General features: G+C 31.7%; 12 protein-coding genes. 11 read left to right on the top strand and 1 reads right to left on the bottom strand.

Going from position 1 to position 15,187, the window contains the following annotated elements:
• The first annotated feature begins 18 nt into the window (after window positions 1-18).
• The 9 genes from Q0921_RS06145 (at window position 19) to Q0921_RS06105 (ending at window position 12,079) form a co-directional block, all read left to right on the top strand.
• Window positions 19-3,036, top strand: a complete 3,018-nt coding sequence (locus Q0921_RS06145) for a tetratricopeptide repeat protein (protein ID WP_299254909.1) — start codon at window positions 19-21, stop codon at window positions 3,034-3,036.
• 123 nt (window positions 3,037-3,159) lie between these two features.
• Window positions 3,160-4,851, top strand: a complete 1,692-nt coding sequence (locus Q0921_RS06140; protein ID WP_299254904.1) for a TonB-dependent receptor — start codon at window positions 3,160-3,162, stop codon at window positions 4,849-4,851.
• Window positions 4,852-4,954: 103 nt separating this feature from the next.
• A complete protein-coding gene (locus Q0921_RS06135) occupies window positions 4,955-5,767 on the top strand; it encodes a M23 family metallopeptidase (protein WP_299254897.1) in 813 nt (270 codons plus the stop codon).
• Window positions 5,768-6,089: 322 nt separating this feature from the next.
• Window positions 6,090-6,902, top strand: coding sequence for an AraC family transcriptional regulator (locus tag Q0921_RS06130; protein ID WP_299254894.1), 813 nt, complete (start codon window positions 6,090-6,092; stop codon window positions 6,900-6,902).
• A gap of 70 nt (window positions 6,903-6,972) precedes the next feature.
• Complete coding sequence (locus tag Q0921_RS06125) at window positions 6,973-8,682, top strand: serine hydrolase (RefSeq protein ID WP_299254891.1); 1,710 nt, start codon at window positions 6,973-6,975, stop codon at window positions 8,680-8,682.
• A 254-nt stretch (window positions 8,683-8,936) separates the two neighbouring features.
• Complete coding sequence (locus Q0921_RS06120; protein ID WP_299254888.1) at window positions 8,937-9,728, top strand: RluA family pseudouridine synthase; 792 nt, start codon at window positions 8,937-8,939, stop codon at window positions 9,726-9,728.
• Window positions 9,729-10,019: 291 nt separating this feature from the next.
• Entirely contained in the window at window positions 10,020-10,940 is a 921-nt protein-coding gene (locus tag Q0921_RS06115) for an NAD(P)-dependent alcohol dehydrogenase (RefSeq protein ID WP_299254885.1), read from the top strand.
• A 249-nt stretch (window positions 10,941-11,189) separates the two neighbouring features.
• Window positions 11,190-11,498, top strand: a complete 309-nt coding sequence (locus tag Q0921_RS06110) for a hypothetical protein (RefSeq protein ID WP_299254882.1) — start codon at window positions 11,190-11,192, stop codon at window positions 11,496-11,498.
• A gap of 395 nt (window positions 11,499-11,893) precedes the next feature.
• Complete coding sequence (locus Q0921_RS06105; protein ID WP_299254879.1) at window positions 11,894-12,079, top strand: hypothetical protein; 186 nt, start codon at window positions 11,894-11,896, stop codon at window positions 12,077-12,079.
• Between the two features lie 360 nt (window positions 12,080-12,439).
• Here the strand turns inward: Q0921_RS06105 and Q0921_RS06100 are convergent, their stop codons facing one another.
• Window positions 12,440-13,069, bottom strand: coding sequence for a TetR/AcrR family transcriptional regulator (locus Q0921_RS06100; RefSeq protein WP_299254877.1), 630 nt, complete (start codon window positions 13,067-13,069; stop codon window positions 12,440-12,442).
• 129 nt (window positions 13,070-13,198) lie between these two features.
• Here Q0921_RS06100 and Q0921_RS06095 point away from each other — a divergent pair, with 129 nt between their 5' ends.
• Together Q0921_RS06095 and Q0921_RS06090 are read left to right on the top strand one after the other, a co-directional pair.
• The gene (locus tag Q0921_RS06095) at window positions 13,199-14,053 is read left to right on the top strand and encodes an alpha/beta hydrolase (RefSeq protein ID WP_299254874.1); all 855 of its coding nucleotides are present in this window, start codon (window positions 13,199-13,201) and stop codon (window positions 14,051-14,053) included.
• A gap of 240 nt (window positions 14,054-14,293) precedes the next feature.
• Window positions 14,294-15,121, top strand: a complete 828-nt coding sequence (locus tag Q0921_RS06090) for a LytTR family DNA-binding domain-containing protein (protein ID WP_299254871.1) — start codon at window positions 14,294-14,296, stop codon at window positions 15,119-15,121.
• Window positions 15,122-15,187 lie beyond the last annotated feature (66 nt).

The following is a 15,187-nucleotide window of genomic DNA, read 5'->3' as shown; positions in this document are numbered from 1 at the left end:
TTTGAAAGAAATATATACATGAACAAATACATCACTTTGATGCTTTTTGTTGCGATCCTATCTTCGAAGATTTCTGCGCAACAATCTGCAATTTACACTAACGAATTAGTACTGTATAATCAGGCTTTAGAACTTTATAATAATAAGCAGTTTCTGGCAGCTCAGAATTTGTTTGATAAAGTTAGAGATGCTGTAGATGACGAAAATATTGATGCAGAATGCACCTATTATATAGCTAATTGCGCGGTATGGCTTAATCAAAAAGGAGCGGATACATTGATGGAAGAGTTTGTGGTACAATATCCTACCAGTATTAAGCGTAATGCAGCATATCTTGATGTAGCTAATTATTATTTTGATAACGGTAAATATGCCTATGCCCGCAAATGGTATGATAAGGTAGATGAAGGTAATATGAGCCGTACCGAAAAAGAAAAATTCAATTTCAATAATGGGTATGCGTATTTTAAAATTCAACGGTTTAATGAAGCGAAAAAGTTTTTAACTAAAGTAGAAGAGAGCGATACATATGGAGCGCAAGCAAAATATTATCTAGGTTTTATAGCCTACGAAGGAGATAATTATCAGGAAGCAGATAAACTGTTTGATGAGGTAAAGGATTTAGATAAATACAATAAAAATTTATCATATTTCCAGAGTGATATGAATTTTAAATCTGGAAAATTTCAGGATGCTATCAACGATGGATTAGGGCAACTTTCTAGATCTAAACCTTCAGAAAAATCAGAGCTTAACAAAATTATTGGTGAGAGTTATTTTAATCTTGGCCAATACGATAAAGCAATACCACATCTTAAAGCATACAAAGGTCGAAAAGGAAAATGGAACAATACTGATTATTACCAGTTAGGATATGCGTATTATAAAGGTGGTGATTATACTAATGCTATTTCAGAATTTAATAAAATAGTAGATGGCCGTAATGCAACTGCTCAGAATGCTTATTATCATTTGGCAGAATCTTATTTAAAGACAGATCAAAAACAACAAGCACTGAATGCCTTTAAAAATGCTTCGGAAATGGATTTTGAAGCTAAGATTAAAGAAGATGCATTATATAATTATGCGAAATTGAGTTATGAGATTGGTAATTCATATGAGAGTACACCAAAAGTGTTATTATCTTATGCAGAAGCCTATCCTAATTCCGAATTTAAAGAAGAAATACAAGAATTATTGATCAGTTCATATATTACCTCTAAGAATTATAAAGAGGCTATGGACTTGTTAGAAGGCAGTCGTAATTTTGACGATAAAGTAGTTTATCAAAAAGTAGCATATTTCCGTGGAATAGAATTGTATAATGAAAGTAATTATGCGGAAGCAAAAGTATATTTTGATAAATCTTTGGCGCAGCAAACAGATCCAAAATTTACAGCTAAAGCTATTTATTGGAAATCAGAATGCGATTATCTGCAGAATAATTTTCAGGAAGCCCTTATTGGTTTTAAACTGTTTAAGGGAAATGAAGGTGCTTCAGCAACCAATGAATATGCTGAAATAGATTATAATATTGGGTATACATATTTTAAACTAAAACAATACCCACAAGCGGCAGGTTTTTTTGACACCTATTCTAAGAAAAGAGGTGTTGATGAAATACGATTGACAGATACATATCTACGATTAGGAGATAGTCATTTTATTTCTAGTAAGTATTGGCCAGCTATGGAGGCTTATAATAAGGCGATCAAAAATGGTGGGCCAGATTCAGACTACGCACATTATCAGAAAGCCATCAGTTATGGCTTTGTCAAAAAGAATGATAAGAAAATAAGTGATTTGGAGATGTTTATCAAACAATATACCCGATCTACCTATCGTGATGATGCAATGTTTGCTTTAGGAAATACCTATATAGCAGAAAATGAAACCCAAAAAGGGATTGCAGCGTATGATCGGTTGGTTAAAGAAGTGCCTAGTAGTTCTTATGTGCCAAAAGCATTATTAAAACAAGGATTGATTTACTATAATGGTGATCAGGGAAATAGAGCATTAACCAAGTTTAAAAGAGTAGTTGCCGATTACCCAGGAACGGATGAGGCTGTGCAAGCAGTGAACACGGCTAGGTTGATCTATGTTGATTTAGGTAGAACCGATGAATATTCTAGTTGGGTAAAAGGGTTAAGCTTTGTGGATGTTACGGATGCAGATTTGGATAATACATCTTATGAAGCTGCAGAAAAACAATTTTTAGAGAACAACGAAAACGCTGCGATTACAGGTTTTCAGAAATATCTTGATGAATTTCCTGACGGGCTTAATGCATTAAAAAGTCATTTCTACTTAGCACAATTATTCTTCAAGAAAGGAGATAAGCAAGCTACAATTCCACATTATGAATATGTATTACAAAAAGACAGGACAGAATTCACAGAACAAGCATTAGCAAGATTATCTCAGATTCATTTGGAGAATCGTAATTATAATAAAGCTATTCCTGTGCTAGAACGTTTAGAAACAGCTGCAGATTTTCCTCAGAATATCATATTCGCGCAATCTAATTTGATGAAGTCACATTATCAATTAGTACATTATCAAGAAACTATAGCATATGCAGAAAAAGTATTGGGTAATCCAAAAATCCAAAATGACGTAAAAAGTGATGCGCAAATTTTTATTGCGCGTGCAGCGTTACAAACTGCAGATGATGCCAGAGCTAAAAGAGCATATGCCGAAGTTAGAAAAATTGCTACAGGAGAGTTAGCAGCGGAAGCTTTGTATTATGATGCTTATTTTAAAAACAAAGAAGGTGGTTATAAAATATCAAACGAAACTGTACAAAAACTAGCCAAAGATTATTCAGGGTATAAATTGTATGGAGCCAAAGGTCTTGTGCTAATGGCTAAAAACTTCTATGGATTAGAAGATGCTTACCAAGCTACCTATATTTTAGAAAGTGTTATCAAAAATTTCACTGATTATCAGGATGTGATTGACGAAGCACGATTTGAACTCAAAAAAATAAAAGCCGAAGAAGCTAAAACAAATTCATCCATCCAAACCGAACAATAATCATCAGTTATAAACTCTTAACTATTTATGTCGAGATATATCAAGAAATTAAGAAAGCCTCGCAGGTCTCTGGGACCTGTGAGGTCTAAAGTAATATTGTTTTTATGTATAAGTGTTACAATAATGAGTAATACCTTTGCACAGGAAAAAGAAGAAGAAACAATAGAAACCGAACGAGTGGTTATTGTGAAGACGTATACACCAACGATCAGTGATGCTTTTAAATTGAAATCTACACCGATACTAAATGATTCGGTTACCCAAAAGAAAAAGCAGATACGCTATAGTATTTTTTCAGTTCCTGTAGCATCTACATTTACTCCTGAAAAAGGTAGGGCGGCTAATATTGATAAGCCAAAAAAAATACCATTATACGATAATTATGCAACCTTAGGGTTTGGTAATTTTACTTCCGTATTGGCGGAATTTTATAGTAATTTTCAAGTAAATCGTACCGATAATATTGGATTGTATTTACACCATAACTCCTCCCAAGGAGGAATAGAAGATGTAGAACTAGATGATAAGTTCTATAATACATTCTTAGATCTTAATTATACATCACGTACTAAAGATTTTACATACGGAATAGAAGTAGGAGCAGAGCACCAATTATATAACTGGTATGGCTTACCAGAAACTCCTGTACTTACACAAGCAGAAATTGATGCAATTGACCCTCAACAGAATTATTTTGGGGCCAAGTTGGGGGGCAAATTGCAATTTGATGATTTATATTTCAAAAGAGCTTCCTTAAACTATCGATATTTTGGAGATGCATTGAGCACTGCAGAACATCACGCAGTTTTTACTCCTACATTCGAGTTTGAAATTGTAGATGAATTAATCACCACAGATTTTATCATTGATTATCTAGGAGGAAGTTTTGATAGACCATTGGATCAGGTATTACAAACTCCAAATGATTTTAGTATTCTTAATCTAGGAATACAACCAAGTCTTGTGGTACTAAGAGATAATTTGACTTTAAACCTGGGCGCTTCAGTTTTTTATAGCATTGATAGCCAGAATAATGATAATGACTTTTTTATCTATCCTAAGGTTACAGCGTCTTATAGATTATTAGATGAAGCCATAATTGCTTATGGAGGTTTAGAAGGAGGATTAAAACAAAATACCTATAGAGATGCAGTACAAGCAAATCCGTATGTGTCCCCAACGTTGGTATTAACACCTACGCATAATCAATTTGATGCTTATGTAGGATTAAAAGGTAAAATCTCTGATGTGGTAAGTTACAATTTTAGAGGTGGCTATGCTTCCGAAAATGATAGAGCTTTATTCGTTAATAACAGACCGCAGACACTACAATTAGAAGGCTACGATTACGGGAACTCTTTTACCTATCGCTATGATGACATACTAACATTAAGTGGATATGGAGAATTGAATTTTAATATTAACAAGAAGTTTAAATTAGGTGTCTCTGCAGAGTATTTTAATTATGATACAGAAGATGAACAGGAAGCCTGGAACTTACCAGATGTAAAAGTAGCTGCATTGTTAGATTATCAAATAACAGATAAATGGTTTGCTGGAGCTCAGATATTTCACGTTGGAGAACGAAAGGATATCAATACAGCCGTTGCTTTTACTCCGCCAACGCCAGAAGCCACCGTAACATTAGATAGCTATTTTGATGCAAACGTAAACTTTGGATATCGATTTAATGATAAACTATCTGTTTTTGTAAAAGGAAACAATCTTGCTGGTGAAAACTACGAACGCTGGTCTAACTTCCCTGTACAAGGAATACAAGTGTTAGGAGGCATAACGTATAAGTTTAATTATTAAACTTAGAAAGAGTTCATTAAGAGATTTAGTTAAAAACATTTCTGATAAGGAATTATATATTAAAAAACAGTATTTTATTCTAGTAATTGGAAATGAATTGAATATGAATAGGATTATCTTTTGGATATGTGGTCTACTATCTATATCCACCTTTGCACAGGAAAATTTTAAGGTGTATTACGAAGAAAATGAGAATGGCTATAAAATTTATGCAGATAATGGTGAGTTTTGCCCAGTTTCTGTTGAGATTGATTTTAGAATAGAGAATCTTTCATCGAGTATTGGAGACATTAAGATTATAGAAGTACCAGCGCAAATTACCAAATTTCACATAGCAGATCTTACGGTTGTAGACAGAAGAAAAGCCCTTAGACTGGGATTTAGTGTAAGATATAATCACGGTAGTCATTTACAGACTTCTTACGACAAAGATTATGCATATTATTTACCTTTTAAAAAAGGAGCCGAGTATATGGTAACGCAAGGATATAATGGGGTAGTCTCTCATCATAACGAGTATGCCTTAGATTTCAGAATGCCGATAGGAACTCCTATATATGCTGCAAGAGATGGAAAGGTAGTACTTGTAGAACAAAGCTTTAATAAAACTTGTACAGAGCAAGATTGTGCCAAATTTAATAATTACATATTAGTATATCATTCTGACGGAACTTTTGCAGAATACACCCATATTAAAAAGGGTGGCGCTAAAGTGGAACCTGGAGAAATGATAAAAAAGGGGCAACATATTGGTTATAGTGGTAATGTAGGGTGGTCTACCGGACCGCATTTACACTTTATTGTATTTCTACAACGATTCAGAGATAGAGAAACATTACCTACAAATTTTCTAATAGGCAACGGTAAGCAAGTAACTCAGTTAGAAGAAAAGAAAAAGTATTCAAAAAGTTATTAATATACGTGAACTTTTTACGATGTTTGGTTATAGAAAAATCATCAACTTCTGTATTAAGAAAATCTTAACCACTGGTACAATTAGACATCCATACGTTTCATATCAAAGTATTGGAAACAGCTGGTTTTCTAATAGAGCTCGTTTCTCAAACATTCTGAAAACTTAATCTTTAGAAGAGTAAGGTAATTCATAATGGAACAGATGATTATTATTATATTCTTATTTCTTATCAAACTTGGAATTCAATGTATTTTGTTATCTTAGAAAATCGTGAAATTTTTATATTAGATATTTGATGATATCTTAGCAAGCTTAACGAGGAATGAAAATATTAACAAAAGGAACTTATTACGGAAAACAAAACTCAGAAGTTTCTTTTAATGGTATTCTAATATCGCAGTACAAGTATACCGTGGAAAAGACGGCATGGCATTATCATGAGAATCCGTATTTCATGTTTGTGTTACAAGGTAATATGATGGATTGTAATACCAAAGTAAAAACTTTATGTCCATCAGGGAGTATTATGTTCAATAATTGGCAGGAAGCCCATTATGGTTCTAAGCACTCTGAAATAGCAAGTGGATTTCATTTAGAATTTCAGCAAGACTGGTTTCAAAACAAAGGAATTGATATTAATTTACTAGAAGGAAGTCGGTTAATCGAAAACCCTAAGGTACATTTCCTTTTTGCAAAACTATATCACGAATTTGTATTATCAGATCAATATAGTGAAGTCTCAGTAGAACTATTACTGTTGCAAATCAGTGAGGCGTTAGGGGAAATTAAAGAAAACGATAGTAAAAATATTCCCGACTGGATCATTGGACTACAAGAACTGTTACACTATGATACCTCGGAACTAAGTCTTAAATATCTTTCTGATCAATTAAATATACATCCAGTACATATATCTCGATCTGCACCAAAATATCTTTCTGCCAGTCTGGGCGAATATATCAGGCAACATAAAATTAAAAAAGCAATTCCTCTGATCTTGGACTCATCAAACTCGCTAACTGAAATTGCTTATCAAACAGGCTTTTCAGATCAAAGTCATTTTAATCGCGTTTTTAAATCTTATTTTGAAATGAATCCTAGTTTTTACAGAAAGAATCTCTATAAAAATTCATGATGTTAATCTGATACAATTTTTTGAAGGAGTAAGAAAGTACCTTTGACTTTCATAAAAAGTAGAAAAAACCATGTTTAAAAATGTAATGACAGCAGTACTTCTTTTTGTATCCATTCTAACAGGTTGTTCACAAGAGGCAGCAAACAAATATCAAGGAAACTGGGAAGGGAAACTAGCAAATACGAATATCTTAAGGTTTAGTATCGTTTTAGAAGAACTATCAACTAGTTCATATGATTTAACGATTACCAATCCTGAATCTATAATAAAAGAAAAGTTAGTAGTTACCAATAATAAGCGTCTAAAAGGAAGTATTGATGATGATATTCATTTTGATTTTTCTTTTACATCAGATAAAACAGCAGCCACAGGATATATAAAATCCGGAATTTTAATGTATCACCTTACTTTACAAAAGACAAGCGATAATGCTTATAGCGGTATTTGGAATCCATTTATGGTGGATAGCCTTCAATCACAAGCAATGTATTTAGGTGTAGAAAATAATCAAGATGGTAGTCTTGGGATGTATTCGTTTTTTGGTGATCAACGATTCACAGGAACGTGGGTCAATGGCAGTGAAAAAGAAGGAGAATCTATTGTGTTTAAGGATTACAAAACAGGCCTTAGGTTTAGAGCTAAACTTCTAGAAGATACTATTGAACTTGAAATTTTATTAGGTAAGCAAACTATAACGGTTACGGATTTTAAACGTTCTGATATTGATTTATCATCCTTAAAGCCGAGTGGTCCTAAAAATCAAAACGTACATAAACCGGTAACGCTAAATGACGGCTGGATTACAGCAAGTACTGTGGATGTTGGTGCGACAAACACTTTTTTATCCAAGTTGATTGATGAAGTGAATAAAAATGAATTACCTAATACACACAGCGTTCTTATTGCCAAAGAAGGGAAATTGGTTTTTGAAGCCTATTTTGATGGATACAATCCTCATATTTCTCACGATCAACGATCGGCATCCAAAAGTATCTCTTCTGCGATGATTGGGATCGCTATTGAAGATAAAATTCTGACAGGAGTAGATCAAAAATTATATGAATTTATACCCAAAGAATTTCAATACACAAAAGATACTTTGAAATCTAAAATAAGTTTTGAAGATTTATTAACAATGAGTTCTGGGTTGGATGTAGATGGAGACGCATCAGAAAATAACTATCAGAGTTCTGATGATTGGTTAAAAACAACGCTAGAAGCAAAAATAGTACAAGAGCCAGGAACAGGTGCTAATTATGGTTCTGCCAATCCATTTTTATTGGGTGTGAGTTTAGATCAACAATTACAATCTCCATTAGAGTTATATATGGAAGAAAAGTTGTTTGCTCCTCTTGGTATCACTAATTATATCATCCAGACAGAAAATACAGCTACTACACCTTATTTTGGAGGAGGTATGTACTTAACACCGAGAGATATGCTAAAGTTTGGACAATTATATCTGGATAAAGGTAAGTGGAAAGGAAAACAGATTCTATCAGAGAGTTGGGTAGTAGCATCCTTTAAAAAATATAGACGATTACAAGATGTACCAGACAAAAATGAATATGGATATTTATGGTGGCATAAAACGTATACAGTAGGAGAGAAGAAGGTGTCATCTATAGAAGCAAGAGGTGCTGGTGGGCAATATATTTGTGTGATTCCAGAGCTAAAATCTGTAGTAGTGATTACCTCTGGAAATTATAGAAGTCGAAAATTACTGCAACAACCAGAAAGCATACTAGAGAAATACGTACTGCCAGCAATTATTAAATAAGACTAAAACCTTGAGCGTAGTCGAAGGGTGAAATAGCAGAACCACAAAGGAACTTTAACTGCGTTCAGCCCTTGTGTACTGAATCTTGAATGCAGTCGAAAGGTGTATCAAGAACAGGTTTTTAAATCCTATTTGGTATCGTACCTTTACAAATAAGTGTGTAAAAATAAAATAGCATTAACCCAACCGAAACTCATATTGTTCCTGCGATACCTTCTCCAATTCGATTACAAGAATATGGTGTTGGTATTTTTATGGGAGCTATCACAAAATCAGCACTAAAAAAAGCGATAAAGAAACGTTTCATTACCGTTAATGATGTTATTGCTACTTCTGGTATTATGTTACAAGGCGGTGAATGCATACGCTTATGTATCCCAGATGAGGTTAGTATTCCTAATAGATTGATCTTCCCGTTAAAGGTTTTATTTGAGGATGATCACTTAGCGGTGATTCATAAACCTGCCGGTATTTTGGTAAGTGGTAATAAATTTAAAACTATTACGAATGCCTTAGTTCAAAACATTCAGCAAAGTAATCTTCCTGATGCTACAAAACCACAGCCTGTTCATCGATTAGATTATGCCACAACTGGTATTTTGTTGGTTGGGAAAACGAGTGGTAGTATTCGAATTTTAAATAAAATGTTTGAAGATAAAAAGATCGAGAAAACATATTATGCGATTACTATTGGTGAAATGAATAGTGGAGGAAAAATCACATCAGAAATTGAGGGTAAGAAATCACAATCTAATTATAGAGTGATCGAATCGGTTTTCTCCAAGAGATTTGGAAAATTGAATCTGGTCAAGTTGAAACCTCAAACAGGAAGGCGGCATCAATTACGCAAACACCTGTTCAGTATATGCAATCCAATACTGGGAGATAAAGCATATGGAATGGCCCATTTAATTTTAAAAGGCAAGGGATTGTATTTACATGCGTATTCGTTGAGTTTTATACATCCATTTACACATAAAAAGGTGTGTTTTAAAGATGAATTTACTCAAAGATTTGAAAAAATATTTACTTCTACTATACAGTAATATTTCTATGAATCATTAAACAAACCAGACTTCGATTTCACGAATACTGAGCTTGCTGAATTAGAGTTCTGGAAAATATCGAATCCTAAGTGAAGTCGAAGGGTGAATTATGTAACCACAAAATCTACCAAAATCAGTAAATACGTCTTACTGGTTTTTTATTTGGAGAAATTTACTTTTCTTTAGAAAGCATTTGGACATAGTTGTAAACGGCAATAAAATAGAAATATGGTGCGTGTGATATATGTATATGTTATGTGTCATTTTCAGAATGCCTAAAAAGTAGTATATATGAAAGCAGTAGTTTATGAAAAATATGGCCCACCAGAAGTACTTAAACTAAAGAATATAGAAAAACCCAAACCTAAAGATGATGAGATTCTGGTAAAAATATTAGCTGCTACTGTTACTTCGGGAGATGTAAAACTTCGAAGTTCTGATTTTCCACCTTTATTCTGGCTTCCTGCTCGATTAATTTTTGGACTTTTTAAACCCAAAAAGAAAATTTTGGGACATGAATTGGCTGGAATAGTTAAAGAAATAGGAAAAAGTGTTACTGAATTCAATGTTGGCGATAAGGTATTTGGTACTACTACCATGCTAAATGCAGGATCATATGCCGAATATATTTGCCTTCCTCAAAAATGGAAACATGGTGTTGTTGAATTGAAACCAGAAAACTTGAATTACCAAGAAGCAGCAGCATTACCAATTGGAGCCATGACAGCAATTTACCTTTTAGAAAAAGCCAATTTGAAAAATGGACAAACTGTATTGATTTATGGTGCTTCTGGAAGTGTTGGAAGCTATGCTGTGCAATTTGCTAATCAAAGAGGTTCAAGAGTAATAGGTGTATGTACAACTTCAAATTTTGAAATGGTAAAATCATTAGGTGCCGAAAGTTTGATAGATTATAAAAAATATGATTATTCCGAAGGCGATGAAAAATTCGATATAGTTTTTGATGCCGTAGGAAAGACAACAAAATCAAAAGCAAAAAAGATACTTAAAAATAGAGGGATCTTCGTTTCAGTGAGAATGCTAACAAAGGAGAAGGATGAACATCTTAAGTTGATAAAAGAAATGGTTGAAAAAGGAAAGTTAATTCCTTTCATTGATAAATCTTTCAAACTTGATGAAATAGTAAAAGCTCATGAATATGTTGACCAAGGACGAAAAAAGGGAAATGTGGTAATTGAAATACCAAATTAGAACGAATACATAATAATGCTTATAATTAATACGGGTTTTGTTACTTAACACAGAGTTTAGAGCTTTAAACCAAGTCCGCGAATCTTTTGATTTAATAGTAAAAGAGAAAATTAAAATAAAACAGTAGACAATATTATATAAGATTGTATTGATTAAAAAATTTGCCTCTGCTATTGCTACGCAAAACGATTTAGTTTACTGCGCTAACGCTCATCTTACACCTATCATTGTAACCAATATAAGAAACGAATGACATTGAAGAAAATAGCACCGCTATTTATACTGTACGTTTCCGCTATGACGGCTTTGGGACAATCGGAATTACAAATTCAAAATATTGAAAATTTAATAACAACTGCAAATGATACAATAAAGGATTGTAAAATTGGATATAGAACTTTTGGTAATTTGAATGAAGATAAGAGCAATTTCGTTTTTATGCCTACTTTGCATTTAGGAACAAGTGAAGATAATTTAGACTATTCGGAAAGTATTATGGGTATCAATGGAAAATATGTAATTGTGGTCGATGCTTTAGGAAATGGAATTTCTTATTAACCATCTAATTATCAATATTTTGACAAGATAAGTATTCGAGATATGGTGAGTTCTAAATACAATCTTTTAGTGAGTCATCTAAAGATTGACCATTTAGAATTATTAGTTGGAGTGTCAATGGGTGGAATACAATAGTAACGTTAATTGAAGTTGCTGGAAATGACCAAGAAGCAATGGAATATGCGATGAAAAGAGTTCAAGATATTAAATTACTGACAGGTACCTCACCTTGTTACGTGTCAAAAACCTATGAAAAAGAAAACTTTGAGGAATTCAAAACAAAAAAATATAATCAGAAGAGTTCTTCATTTAATCAATTAGTACAATCGAAAGCAATTCTCGAACACAATATTTGTAAAAACAGTAAAATACGTCCAGAAAACTTATTGTAATTAGTGAAAACAAAAATCTTTATAATTATAGCAGAACGAGACCACGTAGTTAATCCAATATATTCTAAAGAATTATCAAAAGTATTAGATTGTGATATTTTGGAGCTAAAAGGGGATTGTGGTCACGTTGCTACATTTTGTGATGTCGAATTAGTTAAAAAAGCTGTTTCTGATTTCTTGAAAAAGTGAAATATTGATTATAATAAAGTGTATAATTCATTGCTAATACTAGTCTGCTTCCGAAAATCCTCACGGATTTTCTATTTGGTTTGTATTTTCTAATTTAGTTACTGAAACACGCAACGGAATCATAAGCAAAACCGTTAACAAAATCTTGAGAAAAGAAATCGTAAATATTTAGAATGGAAAAAGAACATATACTAACACCAAGTATATGATCATAGCAATTATATCTTAGAAGGTGGTTTTTATATTTTTAGTAAGACTCAAATATTTTATGATGAATAGGTTATGGAATCTGTCCAGATAAGTGGATAGTTAGGTAAAGTTGTACCGTGTTACGACACGTATAGTAAAGGTTGTAGCACTTTACTCAAAAAACTTAGGGAATACATTTTTATATTGACTTTTGCCTAAGTCAGTAAAATAAGGATAAAGCATTCCTAACAAGTTTTCCGCTTGAGATTCTATATAATCGTTATCAATTTCTAAGTTATAAATAAAAGAATTATAAAGCCACGTATTACTAAAACCAATCATTCTTTCTATTAAAAAATGACTTTCTCTACTAAACTCAAAATTGCTCAAAATTTCCTTTTCATTTAATATTTTAAATAATAACTCATATCCTTTAAACCGCTCTTTATAAGCATTTTCGAAATGATTCTTTATCTTTACATTTAAGTTCAATAAATTGTATAAGTCAGTCCAGAAAAAACGATACTCAATCATTCTTTTTAAACTTAGAAATACATTTTCTTTTACTATTTCCAGTGTAATTTCTTTATTGTCTAATTGTTTAATTCTGATATCAAATACTTCTACCATCTCAAAATAAAGAGCTTCTAAAATATGTTCTCTTTTTTTAAAATGATAATTTAAATTACCTGAACTCATTTTTAATTTTAAAGCAATCATTCTAATTGTCACATTACTAAAGCCGTTTTCGTTAAACAAATTCCTGGAAACTGACAATATTCTTAATCTTGTTTTACTCATTAGTAAACTTGTCCTATTTTATAATTTTTAGTAAGTTTGTCCTAATATATGAATCATTTCAATCAAATAGCAATTTTTATACTTATTATAGTAACCAAAATGAAATCTATTTGAAAACAAACAATACGTATGCAATCATTATATAAGACTGAACAAGGGAAAGTTGATATTCTAAATCTCTATGATGATAAATTAAAAGATTTAAATATTAAATATGATTACAGATGTTTAAATACAAGTTTTGGAAAAACTAACATTATTGTAACTGGTAATTCTTCTAATCCACCACTTATAATTGTTCATGGTTCAAATGGATGTGCACCAATAGCGTTAGAGACTTACCCTAATCTAAACAAATCTTTTAGAGTTTATGCAATTGACGTACTATCTCAACCTAATAAAAGTGCGGAGACTAGACTAAGTATGAAAGACGAATCATATGGAAAATGGATAAATGAAATTATCAATAAATTAAACATTAAAAATGTAACAATGGTAGGTTTTTCATTTGGTGGGTTAGTTATTTTGAAAACACTTGAATTTGATGAAAGTAAAATAAAAGAAGTGTTTTTATCATCTCCAGCCTACATTGTAAATGGGAATCCATTAAAAACTTTATTCAAGGTTTTCATACCAATGAAAAGATATATGAAAACTAAAAAACGAAAGTATGTAGAGAAATTTTTATCTGAGGTCTTTACTGAACGTGACGAATTTGCAATCAAATACCTTTCAAAAGTATTTTTAGAATTCAATATGGATTTTACACCTTTACCGGTTATTGACTCTAAAGATGCAAGGATAATCGAAACACCAATTACAATTTTCGGGGCAAAAAATGACATTCTATTTCCAGGAAAGAAAATGATTAAACGAGCATCAAAAATATTTCCATCATTGAAAAAAAGTAAATTATTAGAAAACTCTAGGCATGTTCAAAATAAAGTACATAATGAAATGATTGAAAAAGAAATGATGCAATAAAAACGTGCTACAACGCGGCATAAAAAAATATAGGCTGGTTTAGTTTTAATTTAAAAATCTGTGTTTGTTTACAAAGTAGCCAAATACAAAATTTGGTATTTTCAAGAAAAAAGATAAAAGCAAAATATTATATTTAACTTAGTGCCAATTCGAAACAGATTGTTTATCATCTGCTTTACATTTCTATACGAGATGTTAAATATAAGTTTGAAAAACCAAGACGATAGATTAGAGTTTTCAATGAAATCAATAATTACTTTTTTTAAAAATTATATTAGTTTTTCAAATTTTTGGGTTAGAAATGGTTTTATACTTTTAATACTTTCTATTCTATCAAACCATCTTACTGAGCCAGAAAATTTTCCACTTAATAAAGACTATAAATTTCCTTTATTTCCTATTAGTGTTTCAATTATCTCAGGATGTGTAATAATTCTTATCGCCAGATTTAATTTTGAATATTTTAGAAACAAATACTTTACTAAAAAAATTAACATGCAAATACTATTACGTTTCCTTTTTTCAACTTTAGGATATATTACTTTACTATATTTCGCTTTATATTATGGTTTAAACGGTTTGGTTAATGGAATTGATTCATACAGTCTTTATCATTTACTAACGGGACTTTCAATCAACCTACTAATTAGCGCTCTTGGAATTACTCTTCTATTTTCAACTGATATTTATAAACTTCATAAACTTATCTCCGTAAAGGGTATACTTAAAGTTCAACAAGGTGGAAAAATAACCATAATTAAGTATCCTGAAATTGCCTTTATATACAGTGAAAATAAAATAGTATATATTGTAAAGACTGATGCAACTAGAATTATTACAGATTTCACTTTAAATGAGGTTGAAAGTAAAATCAGCGAACAAAGTTTTTTTAGAGCTAACCGACAAATTATTCTTCATTCCCATTCTATTGAACAAGTACAATCTATCGAGAATGGGAAACTATCTGTACTACTCAAACCAACAATTTTTGATCAAAAACCTTTTCAGATAAACATTAGTAGATATAAGAGACAATCGTTTATGGATTGGTTTGAAAGCAAACTGTAAGTTAGGCTGGTTATTCAGCTATTCTTTTAATACCATTCAGTAAAAATCTCTGATTCTCTATTATTT

This window comes from uncultured Aquimarina sp. (genome assembly GCF_947496855.1).
GTDB lineage: Bacteria > Bacteroidota > Bacteroidia > Flavobacteriales > Flavobacteriaceae > Aquimarina.
The sequence above is the reverse complement of the archived record's forward strand: the minus strand, read 5'-3'. Positions and strand labels throughout refer to the sequence as shown.

What these genes read in the sequence shown, in the direction of transcription:
- Q0921_RS06100 (WP_299254877.1), bottom strand. Translation starts at nt 13,069, where the DNA reads ATGAGTAAAACAAGATTAAGAATATTGTCAGTTTCCAGGAATTTGTTT.
- Q0921_RS06095 (WP_299254874.1), top strand. Translation starts at nt 13,199, where the DNA reads ATGCAATCATTATATAAGACTGAACAAGGGAAAGTTGATATTCTAAAT.
- Q0921_RS06125 (WP_299254891.1), top strand. Translation starts at nt 6,973, where the DNA reads ATGTTTAAAAATGTAATGACAGCAGTACTTCTTTTTGTATCCATTCTA.
- Q0921_RS06090 (WP_299254871.1), top strand. Translation starts at nt 14,294, where the DNA reads ATGAAATCAATAATTACTTTTTTTAAAAATTATATTAGTTTTTCAAAT.
- Q0921_RS06120 (WP_299254888.1), top strand. Translation starts at nt 8,937, where the DNA reads ATGGGAGCTATCACAAAATCAGCACTAAAAAAAGCGATAAAGAAACGT.
- Q0921_RS06110 (WP_299254882.1), top strand. Translation starts at nt 11,190, where the DNA reads ATGACATTGAAGAAAATAGCACCGCTATTTATACTGTACGTTTCCGCT.
- Q0921_RS06130 (WP_299254894.1), top strand. Translation starts at nt 6,090, where the DNA reads ATGAAAATATTAACAAAAGGAACTTATTACGGAAAACAAAACTCAGAA.
- Q0921_RS06145 (WP_299254909.1), top strand. Translation starts at nt 19, where the DNA reads ATGAACAAATACATCACTTTGATGCTTTTTGTTGCGATCCTATCTTCG.
- Q0921_RS06140 (WP_299254904.1), top strand. Translation starts at nt 3,160, where the DNA reads ATGAGTAATACCTTTGCACAGGAAAAAGAAGAAGAAACAATAGAAACC.
- Q0921_RS06115 (WP_299254885.1), top strand. Translation starts at nt 10,020, where the DNA reads ATGAAAGCAGTAGTTTATGAAAAATATGGCCCACCAGAAGTACTTAAA.
- Q0921_RS06135 (WP_299254897.1), top strand. Translation starts at nt 4,955, where the DNA reads ATGAATAGGATTATCTTTTGGATATGTGGTCTACTATCTATATCCACC.